This window comes from Providencia sp. PROV174, from assembly GCF_028480685.1.
Taxonomy (GTDB): domain Bacteria; phylum Pseudomonadota; class Gammaproteobacteria; order Enterobacterales; family Enterobacteriaceae; genus Providencia; species Providencia rettgeri.
This window is the reverse complement of record NZ_JAMPOT010000008.1, coordinates 165,929-181,008: the sequence shown is the minus strand read 5'-3', so window position 1 is coordinate 181,008 and position 15,080 is coordinate 165,929. Positions and strand designations below refer to the sequence as shown.

The following is a 15,080-nucleotide window of genomic DNA, read 5'->3' as shown; positions in this document are numbered from 1 at the left end:
ATGAGCAATATAACAGTAATGAAAAGACGACCAAGTAATTTTATATTTTTCCAAATGGTATTTGTATCTGTCATTTGGGGGGGAACATTCATTGCGGGTAGGGTTATTCAACCTGAAATTCCACCGTTATTATCCGCGACGGTGCGTTTTCTTTTTGCCAGTATTTCGTTGGTTCTTGTCATTATACTCGGTCGATTAGGTTGGAAACGAATAAATAAAAGGCAGCTATGGCAGATTATGTTATTAGGGGCCAGTGGCGTGTTTATCTATCAAATTTTATTTTTTTATGGTTTACAAATTATCCCTGCGTCAAGAGCCGCATTATTAGTCGCCATTAACCCTGCCATGATAGCGTTCATTTCTTTTCTTCTTTGGCAAGAAAAGGTTTCATTGAAAAAAGGTGTTGGGATTACGTTATGTGTTGTTGGGGCAATAATTTTGTTGTCAGAGAAAACACCGAGTAGTGATATTTTTATGGTTAGTAAAGGAGATCTAGCAATTTTAGGATGTGTAATCAGTTGGGGGATTTATACTGTAGCAGGTAAAAACGTTATTAAAGAAATTGGAGCATTACATACGGTAACTTACGCTGTGTTATTTGGGACCTTGTTATTGATAGTAACGTCATTGTGTCTAGATATCACATTAGATACTGTATCATTATTTTCTCTAAAAGATTTAGTGAGTTTGGGCTATTTGGGTATTTTGGGGTCTGCAATAGCTTACGTTTGGTATTATCAGGGAGTCTCACAATTAGGGGCTGCGGGTGCAGGGGCATTTATTGCACTAAATCCGCTGAGTGCGGTTATTGTGGGAACTCTATTTCTTAATGAGCAAATCAGTACAGTGATTTTTATTGGCGGAATATTAATTGTTTTGGGAATACTTATTGCGAATAAAAGATAATATAAAAATAGGCCAAATTAGAGGCCTATTTTAAATTTACTTAAATTTTTCTTGATGTTTTAAAATAAATTCTTTTAGTGATGTTGGTGCTTTACCCGTTATTGCTTGAAAATTATCAAAAATCATCCCTGAACGGTCTAATTCCCCATTGGTAAAAGCGACATAATGGTCATAGATACTTTTCATATAAGCGAGTTCTAAATTATTTTTAAGGGCATGTTGCCAAAACTCATTGGGATTTTCTGCCTGATAGCTGAAAGGGATCCCCAATTGTTCTGTTAATAATTCAGCTATTTGTGTGTAATTTTTGTTTTCATAACCAAGACGATAAATTTGTCCTGTATGTTGTTGCGGGTTAAGTAAGCAATAAGCTGCTAGCTCAGCAACATCGGCACAGTCAACCCAGCTGAGTACCGCATTGCCAAAATAAGAGCGCAAGACACCTTTTTGTAAGTTCTCATCCCCTTGATAACCCAGTAAGTTTTGCATATAAGATTCGGGACGAAGGTGAGTAAATTGTATTCCTGACCATTCAATATAGCGTTCAATAAGCTGGTGCCATGCCCAATGTGCCACTTGAGCGCTATCATCCCCACAGGCACCTAAATGTACGATATATTTCACGGACGATTTTTTTGCAATATCAATGAAGATCTTACTTTGTACAAGCATATCAATGGTATAGCCCGTCATCATGAAAACGGAGTCTATACCTTGTAAAGCGGTTTCAATAGTATCTGGCTTATCATAATCCATAACAACAGTTCGATAAGGTGTGTTTTTCAATTTAGCAGGATCTCTAACCGCTAAAACAATATCATGATAGCCTTTGTTCTGTAATGATTGGATAAGGTAATGACCAACCTGGCCTGTCGCACCAGTGATAAGAATTGTATTTTTCATGAATATCCTATAGTTACAATATATACAGTTAAAGTTTTTTGCTCATAATATATTCAAGAGATTGCTGAGTTTCGCTTGTAAATAAAATTTCTTTCAGAATGTGCATATCGTTTGACTGATAAAATGTCATTGCTCGAGTGTTACTTGCGAGGACATCTAGCCATAGCAAAGAGTCACCTTGTTGTTTTGCGAGCGCTTCTATTAATTTAAATACGGTTTTTCCATAACCTTTACCTGTAGCGCCAGGAGAGAAGTAAAGCTTATTTAACAAAGTACCAACTAAATCAGTTTCAGGTATAGAGGAGTGATAGGTTAGTTTTACTAAACCGATTGGGCTCGTATTTTCAATAATATACCAATCAATATGTTGTTGATTAAGGTCCTCAGTGATTTTAGATGTGCTATATTCTTGATTTAAATATGTGTTAAGTTCATTTTGGCTATTCCATAATGTAGCAAAATGATGCAAATAACTTTCCGTACCTATTTTATGTAGTAATAACACGTCATGTTTCGTTGCTTTTTTTAGTATATGGGGAACTTGGTTCATAAATGTTTTCTCCTGTGCTTTATCAGTGTATAGCAATCAATTGATAAATGTCATAGAAGAGGAAAAGTAGAGCATTTTTGGTATTAGAGAGAAGATAAAAGGACTATTTAGCCCTTTTATCTGATGGTAATTATTTAATTGCTTGGCTAATATCTGAATAAGCAAATAACGCTTGGGCTCCACCTGTATGAACAAATAGAATGGGTGTTTTTTCTTCAGAGTTTTCTAAGTAGTCAATTAATCCAGCCATGGCTTTACCGGTATAAACTGGGTCTAATAAAATACCTTCTTGCCTCGCTAATAAACTGATTGCAGCGAGGCCTTTTTGGTTTGGCATTCCATACATGGGGGCAAAGAAGTTATCCCATAGCTGCACTTTAGGTGTTTTAGTTAGATCCAACAATTGGGTCAATTCGGTTTGTAATTTCTCAACTTTAGGGGCTTGGTCTTGTTGTTTTCTTGATACGGTTACACCAATCACTTGACTTTGTGGTAATAGTTCTTGCAAGCCAATAGCAAGCCCTGCATGTGTTCCAGCACTTCCTGATGCAACAATAACTTTGTCAAATTCAATATGTTCTGGCTTCTGCTGAGCTATTTCAATAGCGCATTGAATATAGCCTAAGGCACCTAATGCATTTGACCCTCCTACAGGGACAATATAGGCATCTTTAAGAGAAAGGGTTTTAATTAATTCTTCCAGTTGAGATTGAGGATCGGTTAGTTCATCACACATAACACAACGAGTGGCAAATAAATCAGTTAATAATTTATTACCATTATGAAGAAAATTAGGGTTATCACTTTGAATTGGATTTTCTAACAATGCAACGCATTCAAGCCCATACATAGCGACAACCGCGGCAGTTTGGCGGACATGGTTTGATTGAATTGCCCCCGCAGTAACAATAATTTTTGCTTTTTTGGCTAATGCATCGGCCATTAAAAATTCTAGTTTACGCAGTTTATTTCCTCCCATGGCAAGGGGGGTCATATCATCACGCTTTATATAAATCTCACGACCAAATGTATGCGATAAATTATTCAATCGATTAAGTGGAGTCGATGCGTTAAGTAAATCTATTTTTGCAAACTGTGCTAGTCGTTGTTGAAGAGACATCTAAACTCCCAATAATTAATAAGAGAAACCAAGGTAAAGGTAAATAGCAAGAACAATACTGGCAGTCACTAATGCATAAGGCATCTGTGTTCGAATGTGCTCAATATGTTCGCAGTCTGTTGCCATTGAAGCAACAATAGCATCCGCAGAAATTGGAGAGGTCATATCGCCAAATATTGAGCCAGAAATTGCGGCACCAATCATATATTCCACAGGCATTCCTACAGATAAACCTAATTGAACTCCGATAGGGATCATTATTGCGAAAGTTCCCCAAGAGGTACCTGTTGCTAAAGACATAATGGCGCTAATTATAAAGATAAAACCAATAGAAAAACCTGGAGCCATAACGCCTTGAGTGACTTCAGCAATATAAGCGCCTGTGTTTAACTCAGCAGAAACATTTCCCATTAAGAATGCTAAAATCATAATGGAGCTAATTTTTAGCATATTGGCGTAGCCGATAAATAACTCTTTAAAGAACGCATCAATATTTAGTAGCCGTCGACCGATAAACCAACAGAAAGATACCACGGTACCAAACATGACTCCCCAATATACGGAGGTCGAACCGCTTCCTTTGCTAAAGTCACCGTCACCTGTGATGTATAGTGCGATAGGGACCATTAATACCGTAGATAAAATAGGTATAAAGAAGTTTAATGAAGAATGAGCATTAGGGTGATCAATAATCTCTTCTTCGTTCTCTTGGCTTTGTAATTGAGAAATATTCCCAGCAATAAAATTTTGTCGGTATGTATCTTCTGCTTTTTTCATGGGACCCCATGAAATGTTAGTAAATACATAGAATAGGATAGTTATAATGGATAGCCATGCCATTAAATTGTAGCCAATCGACGTAATTAAAATATCAAAAGGCTCGCCTTGAATCAGTCCTTGGGATATTTGTACCCCAATTAACCCCATTATTACCGCTCCCCAACCATTGATGATGGCCGAGGAACAAACAGAAACACACGCTGTTTGGATAATATAGGACATTTTTTCAGGGGCAACACCATATTGCCGTGCTAGATTTTTAGTTGAGGCGCCGGCGACTAATTGGTTAATTGAGCTTTCAATAAAAATAAGAGAAGTAATGATAATAGCAAGCAACTGGGTAGATTTACGGTTTTTAATTAATTTTGTCTTATTGGTAAGTAACTGAACTAACGCACGAACACCACCGGTAACCACAACAAGCCTCATGATCCCACCGATCATAACCATAAAGACAATTGTTCGCGTATTCCCTGCAGATGAAAACGTATCAATAATACCATCAACGGTACCTTGAACACCTAATAATACGTTGTGGTCATGAATGACAGTAAAACCAACGAGTATTCCTAACATTAATGAAAGCATGACTTGGCGAGTTAATATCGCCAATATTATAGTCACAATGGGAGTGATAACGGTCCAAATACCATAGTCCTGCATGTGTTTACCTGTGATCTGAGAGAAAATATGAATTTTATAATTATTGAAAAATCATAGCATTAATAGGAACACGGTAGAATAATTTTATGTAGTTTGAAATGGGTTGTGACAATAAATTAATAAGAAAAAGGCCAAACAGATAAATGTTGGCCATATGTATAGATAGAATCAAATATTACTGTCGAGCTTGCCACTCTTTAGCCGTTATTTTACTAATATCTTCTGTTTTAGTTTCACCAATTAATTCAATAAATTGTGGTTCAAGAGTTGCATAGTATTTGAAGCCACATTTTTCTTGAGCAATTTTAGATTGTTCGTTGCCTTGAAAGTAACCGCACCACAAATTATCTAATTTCAAATCAGTGAAAGCATGGTGCATGATGGCGTTAATTGATTCTGGAATAATACCTTTTCCCCAGAACGGTACACCTATCCAATAGCTAACTTCTGCATCATTTTCACCAATAGAAAAATTACTTTCATGGCTGAATGATAAACCAATCAAGCCAATAGCTTGGTTCTCATTTTTTAACGTTACAGCGTAAATTTCATCACGCATAAAAATATTCTTGATGATAGAAAGACTCTCTTCTTCGCTTTTGTGTGCAGGCCAACCTGCGATTGGGCCAATTCTTTCATCTTTTGCATAGAAATATAAATCAGCGGCATCTGTTTCTTGCCAAGGACGCAATACTAACCTATTTGTTGTAAGTACCATTTTATCATCTCCTCATTATGGCATCTCCTAACTTGAAAGCTATTTTAGGTATTTATGGAAATAAAATAAGGGCATAATTTGTTCATTTTAGGTACTTATGACAACTTATTTGTTATGGTAGTGCGATATGGTGCAAATTAAAGTGCAACGATCATGCTACATTTAAAAAATTATCAAATTGATTTGCCTGAAGTCATTCGGATTGGTGAAAGCAATATGGATGAAATGCAATTTAAACCGATTAAAACATCTTATGTGGCGGTTTGTGTATGCAAGCAAGGATATGCAATATTCAATATTAATTTCAAACGGTATTCAGTACGAAAAAACGACATAATCGTTTTGTACGATGATTCCTTTGCAATGCTACAAGCCAAATCACGCAAATTTCGTTTGGAGTATTGGTTGATTGACAAAAAGCTAGCAGTAGAAATTGCATATGCATTACCACATAAACTTTTTGCTTTTTTTAATGACTTCCCTGTAATTTCAACGCCATTAGAAAAAACTGCACTATTTGAAAACTGGAGATATATTCTTTTAACTATCGTGTCAAACTGGAGTGGACATGGGTTATTGCAATTAAAAAACCATTTGCAAAATTTATTTTTAGAAATTAGTAATCACGTTCAACACACTTCTATTCAACCAGAAAATAACAGCCGCCAAGAGAAACTGTGCTGGCGTTTTTGGGACTTAATCAGCACTTACTGTAAACAGCATAAAGAAGTGAAATTTTATGCAGAGCAATTGTCGCTCACACCATTTTATTTATCTAAAATTAGTCAAAGTTTTTTTAAAGACTCACCAAAAGCATTGATTGATAGGCAAGTGATTCTAGAAATAAAGGCATTATTAGAAATTGGTAATTTATCCATTAAGCAAATTGCGGATGAATTAAACTTTGAAGATACATCTTATTTATGCCGCTACTTTAAACGGCATACAGGGATGACGTTAACGGGATTTAAAAAACGCATTGAACAAAAAGAGCGGAAAAATAAATAATATTAATGTGGTTCAATTTTTGTTGAGTATTTTTTTATAAATTCAATGAAACAGCGTAAGCGTGGTGAAACAGCTTGATTACGATAGTAAACGGCATTTATAGGTTGGCGAATTTTAATGGTTTTCTTTTCTAATACTTGTACTAATTCACCACGAGCGAAAGCGTCTAGTGTGACGAAATCAGCTGAACATAAAATACCTGCACCTTGAACGGCAAGGTGGAATAAAACTTCACCGCTAGTACCTGAAATATCAGGTGAAACCTTAAATAAATCCCCATTTTGAGTTTTTACTGGCCAGATATTTAATGAATCAGGTTGAGTGAAGCCTAATAAACAGTGTTGTTCTAATTCTTCAATACTGTGTGGTACGCCATATTTTTCAAGATAAGCAGGGCTGGCAACGAGTCGTTGTCGACTAAAACCTAATAAGGTGGCATTGAGTGAAGAATCTTTGAGGACTCCAATACGAAAAGCTACATCAATCCGTTTTTCTAACAGATTAGTAATTCCTTCATAGTTATGGATCTCAAGTTCGATTTGCGGATAAAGTGCATAAAATTGTGGAATTAACGGGGCAATAACATGGGTCAAGAAGGGCGTTGATGCATCTATACGTAACTTACCTGAAGGAACAGCCTGTCGTATTGAGAGCATATCTTCAGCTTCTTGAGCTAGTTCAACTATTTTTCGCGATTTCTGCAAAAATGCAGCGCCTTCATCACTAAGTTTAATCGAACGCGTTGTTCGGTAAATTAATGTCGTATTTATTTTTTCTTCAAGCCTGAGTAATAAACGACTTACTGTCGATATTGTCATGTTTAATTGTTCTGCTGCTGCGGTGATAGAACCACAATCTACAACGCTAATAAAGGCTTGAAGCTCTTCAAAAGTTATTTTCATTATTGCATATCCGGCAAAAGTTATTTTCACCTTAACGCCTTTTTCATTGAGTATCAATGTGAAAAAATTCTGCTCATTAATAAAAATGTTAATAAATTATTTCAATAAGGTTTTATATGAAAATTAACACGGCATTACTAGCATTAGCGATAGGGGCTTTTGCTATTGGAGCAACAGAGTTTTCACCAATGGGAATGCTTCCTTATATTGCTGATAATCTTAAAGAAGATATTCCTTCTGTGGGAGTGATAGTGGTTATTTATGCCCTTGGTGTTATGGTTGGTGCACCTATTATGACGTTATTGTTAGTCAAAAGGCGCCCTAAAATAGCATTAGTATTTTTGATGTCGATCTTCACTGTTGGGAATGTATTATCGGCAATGTCACCTGATTTAGTGACCCTGTCACTTTCTCGTTTTATTACCAGCTTAAATCATGGTGCATTTTTTGGATTAGGCGCAATTGTTGCGGCAAGTGTGGTTCCTCCAGGAAAACAAGCGAGTGCAATAGCGGCTATGTTCATGGGGTTAACAATAGCCAATATCGGTGGCGTCCCTTTGATGACGAAATTAACACAAGTCGTAGGATGGAGGCAGGCGTTTTATTTAATTTCAATTTTAGGCATTTTGACGATTATGAGTTTAATTTGGGCTTTACCAAATAACCTAATGGGGACAAAAGTAAATGTAAAAAATGAATTGCGTATTTTACGTCGCCCTCAAGTCTTGTTAGGCATGTTATCTACTGTATTAGGTGCGAGTGCAATGTTTACGTTGTATACCTATATTACACCAATGTTAATGAATGTCATCCAGGCTTCAGACCAAATGATTACGATGATGTTAGTGATTATCGGTGTAGGCTTTACTATTGGTAATTATATTGGTGGATTATTTGCAGATAAGTCGCTTTTTAACACTTTAATAATATTTTTCATTATGTTGGCATTAAGCATGGCTATATTCCCATTTATTGCGGTAAATGCATTTGGTGCGGGTGTCGGCTTAATGATATGGAGTATTTTTAGTTTCGGTATTGTACCGCCAATTCAAATGTTAGTCATGAATGCAGCAAAAGGTGCGCAAGCCTTAGCGTCCTCCGTTAATATAGGTGCCTTTAATTTAGGAAATGCTATTGGTGCAGCAATTGGCGGAATAGTTTTATCCTATGGGTATAGCTATTCAATGATTAGTTTTATGGGAGCACTAGTCGCTGTTTTGGGAATTATGATCATTCTGGTTATTTTTCGCAAAAAATCCGATACTAAAATGGAAACTGAGATTGCATGCAACTAATTTTATTGCACTTATTCTTCATTTGATAATTAATGTAAAATCACCGTTAAGTGGATTAAAAGGATTTCCCGTACGGGATAAATAAAACTTGAATTAAAAAGCAATGTTCGGAGTTTTTTGCAACTGTAGTTTGTCATAATTAATGCAATTAACTAAAGAAGGGCGATATGATGACAACTAAAAATTTGTGGAATACGCCAGAACAGAGATGGCAAGCGGTGATTGAACGGAATAAAGCCGCAGATGGCCATTTTGTTTACGGTGTAAGAACCTCTGCTATTTATTGCCATCCGTCTGCAGCTGGCCGTTTACCAAATAAAGATAACGTTGAGTTTTTTGATAATGAGCAACAAGCTATTAAACAAGGTTATCGTGCTGGAAAACGCTTCCGGACAGAAACATCACAATTAACCCAATTTTATCAAGAGCAAATTGAGAAAGCTTGTCGTTATATCGAGCAGCAAGAACAAACGGTGAGTTTGGCAGTGTTAGCTAGCTATATTGGTATGAGTCGCTACCATTTCCACCGTTTGTTTAAAGCGCAAACAGGGTTAACACCAAAAGCCTATGCGGATGCATTTCGCCATAAAACCTTGCAACAACGGCTTCAAGAAAAAAAACGAATTACTGATGCTATTTATGATGCGGGTTATCAATCAAATAGCCGCTTTTATGAAGCCTCATCTCAACGACTAGGAATGACGCCGAGTGAATGGAAATCAGGAGGGGGAGGCAGTAAAATTTATTTTGCTCTTGCGGTTTGCTCATTAGGAACATTACTCGTTGCACAAAGTCCGATAGGTGTTTGCGCCATTTTGTTAGGGGATGACCCTGAGCAGTTATTGAATAATTTACAGGATAAATTCCCAAAAGCAGAGCTGATTGGAGGAGATGACGGCTTTGAGCAACTGGTAGCTCAGGTGGTGGGTTTTATTGAAGCACCTGAAATTGGTTTAAATTTACCATTAGATATTCAAGGTACTGCATTTCAACAACGCGTCTGGCAAGCTTTACGTAATATTCCAGTAGGAGAAACAGTAAGTTACAGTGATATAGCAGAAAAAATTGGCAAGCCTAGTGCCGTCAGAGCAGTAGCTAATGCCTGTGGTGCAAATATGTTAGCTGTCGCTATTCCCTGCCACCGAGTGGTTAAGAGCAATGGTGACCTTTCAGGCTATCGTTGGGGCATTGACCGAAAACAAGCGCTATTATTAAAAGAAGCCCAGTATAAGGCAGATAATAGTTAATGATAGCTAAGGGAATCACGGGTAACCATAGTATTCATATAATTATGTCTAATGAAATACCTTAGCTAGAATATTTAAGATAAACAGCACCTATATTAATATATAATGGGTGCTGTTTAGTAAACACAATATAATATCTAAAACTAAAATTTTACTTTTAGAAGTAACCATCTTCATTTATTGATATGTGAAAAGCCCATTATATATCCATTAAAAACTATCCAGATTATATGTTTTTTTATACGATTGATAATAATGTTATATTTTTTGCCCTTTATATTTTTCATGTCTTTTTTTTTTGAATGAAAATATTTAATTTTTTAAATAGCCAAATAATGGGTTGCAATAAGATAAATTTAGGGTGTGGTTTCCCGCTTATGTTTTTTTCATATTCCATAAGTATTCCTAATAAAGTACGAATTTATATTTAGAATTACATGGAGAACATTTTTAAAAAAGTGACAGATTTGTTTTTTTACAAAATACAGATCAAATTCAGTCATTTTTGTATTACATTATCCTTACGGGGAAAATGAGAAGGGTTTTGGTGTGTTACTGTACAAACAAATAGCACAAGAGCTGCAGGAAAAAATTAAACAGGGTGAGTTTCTTAGCGGTGAAAAGATGCCGTCAGTGAGGGATCTTGGGCGTACTCATCAAGTCAGTATCACAACGGCACAACTTGCGTACCGTGAGCTGGAACGTTTACAACTGATTTATGCAGTACCCAAATCAGGGTATTTTGTGATACCAGAAAAAACAGAGGCTCTTTTGCCTAAAGTGGCAAATTATATTCAAAACCCCGTACAAGTTGCTCAATGGAATCCAACAATGGATTTTCTGCGTGTATCCGAGCGACATGGTGTTACATCATTATCTTGTGCCGTCCCTAATATAGAAGATAAAAGTTTAGAGCCACTATGGCAAGAAATGACCATGGTTGCACGTCGTAAACATTCCCTAACTCTGGAATATGATAGCTTGCAAGGGCTCGCTTCCTTAAGAGAGCAAATTCATTTAATTTCGGATGATCGTCATCTTTTTACGCCCGATGATATTGTGACCACGACGAGTGGTCATCAATCTTTATCAATTGCCTTGCAAGCTTGTACACAAGGTAATGATGTTATTGCAGTTGAATCGCCAACGTTTCCAGGATTATTACAAACGTTGTATGGGCTAGGCCGGAAAATTATTGAAATTCCTATTGACCCTGAAACTGGAATGGACCTCGATAGGCTAGAGGAAGCGTTCGAACGCTGGGAAGTAAAAGCTGTTGTTGTAACACCGAGTAGCAATAACCCAATGGGCTGTATTATGCCTGATAATAATAAACAACGTTTATTGAATATTGTTGAAAAACATCATGGAACAGTAATTGAAAATGATTGTCTCGCAGGGTTGGCGTATCAGTATCCAAGGCCTTCGACAATACAATCGCTAGATAACAATGGGCATGTTATTTTATGCAGTTCTTTTTCAAAAACGGTTGCACCAGGTACTCGTACGGGATGGATAATCCCCGGGAAATATAAAGAGAAAGTTCTACATTTAAAATATTTATCTCACTGCTCTGGTGAAATTTTTATGCAGCAAGTTATGGCAAACTTCTTAAAAGAAGGGCATTATTTTTTGCATTTGCGCCGAATGAGACAGCATTACAGTGAACTACAATGCCAATATAAAGAGTTAGTTGAAACCCATTTTCCTGTTAATACTCGTATTTCACGGCCACAAGGAGGATTCTCATTGTGGGTTGAACATCTACCAGTTGATAATCGTAAATTACTCGACATTCTACATCGCAATAAAGTCACTGTTCTAACCGGGGAACATTTCTCGACTGGCGGATGTTTCCCTAATCATTTGCGAATAAACTATGCGCTCCCATTAATTGCAAGGCGACGCAATGCAATTAAAATATTAGGGGAAGCATTAAAAGTCACAAGCTTAAAATAATATAAAACCCCTTATTCAGTAAATATGAGTCATGAATAAGGGGAATAAGAGCTATTGAATGGCGGCTTTCGGTTGACTATTTTTAGAATAGAATAAGTAAATTACATAGAGAAGCGTAAAACTGGCGGTGTAGCCTGTAAAAATCATCCAGAAAGTTTTCCAATCAACTACACCATCGACGGTATTCAGCTCGATAACCCATCCACATAATACCGCGCCTAAAAATGTACCAAATCCATTGACTAATGTGGTGAATACACCTTGCGCTGTTGAACGAAATTCGGGTGCAATTTCTTTTTCCAAAAATAGTGCTCCTGCGATATTAAAGAAATCAAATGCACAGCCGTATACAACCATGGATAAAAATAATGCCAGTGTACCAATCGCAGTGAAATCACCATAAGCAAATAAGCCTAGCCGTAAAATCCACGCAATCATACTCATAAATAAGATGGTTTCAATTTTGAATTTTTTGAGTAACAGAGGTAAGAGTAAAATAAAGACAATTTCTGAAAATTGTGATATCGATAAAAAGATAGTGGGGTATTCAGAAAAAACCGAACCTCTAGCCTCAGGCATTAATGCCATATCCTGTAAGAAGGGAACGCCAAAGGTATTGGTAATTTGTAAGACAGAACCTAATAGCATGGCAAAAAATAGGAATACTGCAACTCGCCCTTTTTTAAAGAGTAAAATAATATTTTGACAACTAAAACTAGATTTCTGTTCTTTTTTCTCAATTTTACAGCCCTGTGTTGAAATAAAGAAAATAGAAAAGATACTGAGGGTTACGGATGCGATTGCACCTACATATAATTGATAAAAACTCATTTCCAACTTTAATAAGCTAATTGTCCACATAGCGACAATAAAACCTACAGTGCCGTAAACGCGTATTTTGGGAAAATAAACATCCGAATCGAGTTTTTTTGCGCTTAACATCTCAAAAACAATGCTATTACAAACGGAAATAGTTGGCATATAAAACATTAGGTGAACTAATGTCATAATAAATAGCAAAGTTATTGAATCACTATGAGCCATTGCGATCAAAAATACAGCAGAAATAATATGCGAAGCAATATACACCAGTTTTCGATTATTAATTTTATCTGCAATAAATCCAATAATAATCGGTGAACATAAAGCTGAGATACCTAATGTACTAAAAATCAGGCCAATTTCACCGCCTTTGAAATGTAATGTATTGAAGAGGTAAGACGCAAAAGTAACTAGCCATGATCCCCAGATAAAAAATTGTAGAAATGAAACGAATTTCAGCCGAGTTGTGATATTCATGTTTATACACCTTCCGTTAGCCTAAACATGCTTTAATGTAATTATTAAATAAACTGTTCTTTTCAATTGATTTAATAACCAAACATGGAAGCACTTATCTTGTTATTGTTTGAGCATTATAAAATAGCTAACGTGAATTTTTTTTGATATGGAAGTGGCTAATCATCGATTAATAGTAGAAATTAGTGTCTTTTTATCGGGATTGTTACGTATAAAAAATACATATACGCTGAAATTAGCGGAGAATTAATTTTTTCTGAATTCAAGATGATTAAATAATAGTTAATATATATTTAACTTAGTAGGTATTACTTGAATTTAATTAACGTTTAAGATTTAATAGACAACTCTCCAGTCTCATACTTCCAGTCTGCTATCCCAATTAATTATCTCAATATTTCCAGCTTGACTACACCCTAGCAATTCACAACCCAAAAAACTTACCTCAACTACCTTTTTAAAATTCAAATTTTATAAGTACCAATCATAAACAATGATTGGGAAATTCATTGTATATCAAGACGAGAATATTATGGTTTCGACTCATTACCTACTGCTTTTATCGGCAGTAGCGGTATACCTTGTGGGTACCGCAGAATTCATGTTGTCAGCGATTTTATCGCCGTTAGCAAATGTTTTTCATGTTCAGCCCGACCAAATTGCTTGGTTGATATCAGCTTATGCGTTGGCCTATACCTTGACGGCGCCTATTATTGGTTTTTTATCAGATCGAATTGATAGACGAAAAATTGTACTCATGGCTCTTTTGTTATTATCACTTGATAGCTTGGTTATTATTTTTGCACCTAATTTATTGATTGCACTAGTTTTAAGAGGATTTGGTGGTTTAGCTTCTGCCGCACTTGTTCCGGTTATCTTTGCCCTTATTGCTGATGTGATGAGTGAAAGTAAGCAAGCTGCAGCAATGGGAAGCATTATGATGGGAATGACTGTCGGTATTATTACCGGGCCTATCATTGCTGGGGTATTAGTTCAGTATTTTGCGTGGTATGCCCCATTTATTTATACCGCGATAGGGTGCTTAGTGGTATTCATCATAGCGCTATTTACGCTACCTCATTCACAAAAAGTAGCCAGTAAAAAATTATCTTTTATAGCAATTAAACAAAAAGGCATTGCCCGACTTATATTAGCGAAAGGCCTATGGAATGGGGTATCAGTCTGTATGTTTCTGCTTGCAGGTGAAATATTAAGGCAAAGATCACACTTAGAAAGTGTTGAAGTTGGCAGTTTAATGGGATTATTCGGGTTCGGATTATTATGTGGCAATGGTTTGGTTGCAAAAATAGAGAGAATTAAGACGTCAAATAATACAAAGCTCATTGTTATTATTTTAATAATCATGGTTGCGATTATGTTATTTCTTAGTGGGTGGCTTTCGTTAATTGGTCATGGTTTGTGCTTAACTATTCTTGGGGGGATGTTGGGATTAGCATCTCCTATAAGCACCGCAATGTTAGCAAGGCAAAGTGCAGAGAATAAAGGTTTTGTCTTGTCGATATCCGAGAGTGTTAACAACTTGGTTTTATTATCTGCACTACCAGTGTTTTCTTTGTTTTTTTCCAAAGGCCACCTGGTGATTTCTGTGGTCATGATTGTTGCACTCTTGAGTTCAGCTATTTTTTTAGTTTCCCCGACAAGACAGAGATGAAAAAGGCAGTAGATTGCTTATTTTTCTCCACCGAAAATGGTTTTTCAGTGGAGAAAAG

Annotated in this window: 13 protein-coding genes; 6 read left to right on the top strand and 7 right to left on the bottom strand. The window is 36.2% G+C overall.

Features of this window, described 5'->3' with window-relative positions; translation table 11 throughout:
• On the top strand, positions 1–906 hold the full coding sequence (locus PSE60_RS06590) for a DMT family transporter (RefSeq protein WP_272664900.1): 906 nt from the start codon (positions 1–3) through the stop codon (positions 904–906).
• A 36-nt stretch (positions 907–942) separates the two neighbouring features.
• On the opposite strand, the gene PSE60_RS06585 is transcribed toward PSE60_RS06590, so the two are convergent.
• The 5 genes from PSE60_RS06585 to PSE60_RS06565 form a co-directional block, all read right to left on the bottom strand.
• Positions 943–1,809 carry an SDR family oxidoreductase gene (locus PSE60_RS06585; RefSeq protein WP_272664899.1) on the bottom strand — a complete coding sequence of 289 codons (867 nt, stop codon included), beginning with the start codon at positions 1,807–1,809 and terminating at the stop codon, positions 943–945.
• A 28-nt stretch (positions 1,810–1,837) separates the two neighbouring features.
• Positions 1,838–2,359: a GNAT family N-acetyltransferase gene (locus PSE60_RS06580; RefSeq protein ID WP_272664898.1), complete on the bottom strand. Its 522-nt coding sequence runs from the start codon at positions 2,357–2,359 to the stop codon at positions 1,838–1,840.
• 130 nt (positions 2,360–2,489) lie between these two features.
• Positions 2,490–3,479 carry a D-cysteine desulfhydrase gene (locus PSE60_RS06575; protein ID WP_272664897.1) on the bottom strand — a complete coding sequence of 330 codons (990 nt, stop codon included), beginning with the start codon at positions 3,477–3,479 and terminating at the stop codon, positions 2,490–2,492.
• Between the two features lie 15 nt (positions 3,480–3,494).
• Positions 3,495–4,922 (bottom strand): Na+/H+ antiporter NhaC family protein, encoded by a 1,428-nt coding sequence (locus PSE60_RS06570; protein ID WP_210838387.1) that lies wholly within the window; start codon positions 4,920–4,922, stop codon positions 3,495–3,497.
• A 175-nt stretch (positions 4,923–5,097) separates the two neighbouring features.
• Positions 5,098–5,640: a GNAT family N-acetyltransferase gene (locus PSE60_RS06565; protein WP_272664896.1), complete on the bottom strand. Its 543-nt coding sequence runs from the start codon at positions 5,638–5,640 to the stop codon at positions 5,098–5,100.
• A gap of 153 nt (positions 5,641–5,793) precedes the next feature.
• Between PSE60_RS06565 and PSE60_RS06560 the strand changes: the two genes are divergently transcribed.
• Positions 5,794–6,648, top strand: coding sequence for a helix-turn-helix domain-containing protein (locus PSE60_RS06560; protein ID WP_272664895.1), 855 nt, complete (start codon positions 5,794–5,796; stop codon positions 6,646–6,648).
• Between the two features lie 2 nt (positions 6,649–6,650).
• Here PSE60_RS06560 and PSE60_RS06555 read toward each other — a convergent pair whose 3' ends face one another.
• Complete coding sequence (locus PSE60_RS06555) at positions 6,651–7,550, bottom strand: LysR family transcriptional regulator (protein ID WP_272664894.1); 900 nt, start codon at positions 7,548–7,550, stop codon at positions 6,651–6,653.
• Positions 7,551–7,666: 116 nt separating this feature from the next.
• On the opposite strand from PSE60_RS06555, the gene PSE60_RS06550 reads away from it, so the two are divergent.
• From PSE60_RS06550 to PSE60_RS06540, 3 genes are all read left to right on the top strand, one after another.
• Positions 7,667–8,845 (top strand): MFS transporter, encoded by a 1,179-nt coding sequence (locus tag PSE60_RS06550; RefSeq protein ID WP_272664893.1) that lies wholly within the window; start codon positions 7,667–7,669, stop codon positions 8,843–8,845.
• A 170-nt stretch (positions 8,846–9,015) separates the two neighbouring features.
• Complete coding sequence (ada, locus tag PSE60_RS06545) at positions 9,016–10,092, top strand: bifunctional DNA-binding transcriptional regulator/O6-methylguanine-DNA methyltransferase Ada (RefSeq protein ID WP_272664993.1); 1,077 nt, start codon at positions 9,016–9,018, stop codon at positions 10,090–10,092.
• Between the two features lie 549 nt (positions 10,093–10,641).
• Positions 10,642–12,051: an aminotransferase-like domain-containing protein gene (locus PSE60_RS06540; RefSeq protein WP_272664892.1), complete on the top strand. Its 1,410-nt coding sequence runs from the start codon at positions 10,642–10,644 to the stop codon at positions 12,049–12,051.
• 51 nt (positions 12,052–12,102) lie between these two features.
• On the opposite strand, the gene PSE60_RS06535 is transcribed toward PSE60_RS06540, so the two are convergent.
• On the bottom strand, positions 12,103–13,350 hold the full coding sequence (locus tag PSE60_RS06535; RefSeq protein WP_222959670.1) for an MFS transporter: 1,248 nt from the start codon (positions 13,348–13,350) through the stop codon (positions 12,103–12,105).
• A 532-nt stretch (positions 13,351–13,882) separates the two neighbouring features.
• Here PSE60_RS06535 and PSE60_RS06530 point away from each other — a divergent pair.
• The gene (locus PSE60_RS06530) at positions 13,883–15,022 is read left to right on the top strand and encodes an MFS transporter (RefSeq protein WP_272664891.1); all 1,140 of its coding nucleotides are present in this window, start codon (positions 13,883–13,885) and stop codon (positions 15,020–15,022) included.
• Positions 15,023–15,080: the final 58 nt, after the last annotated feature.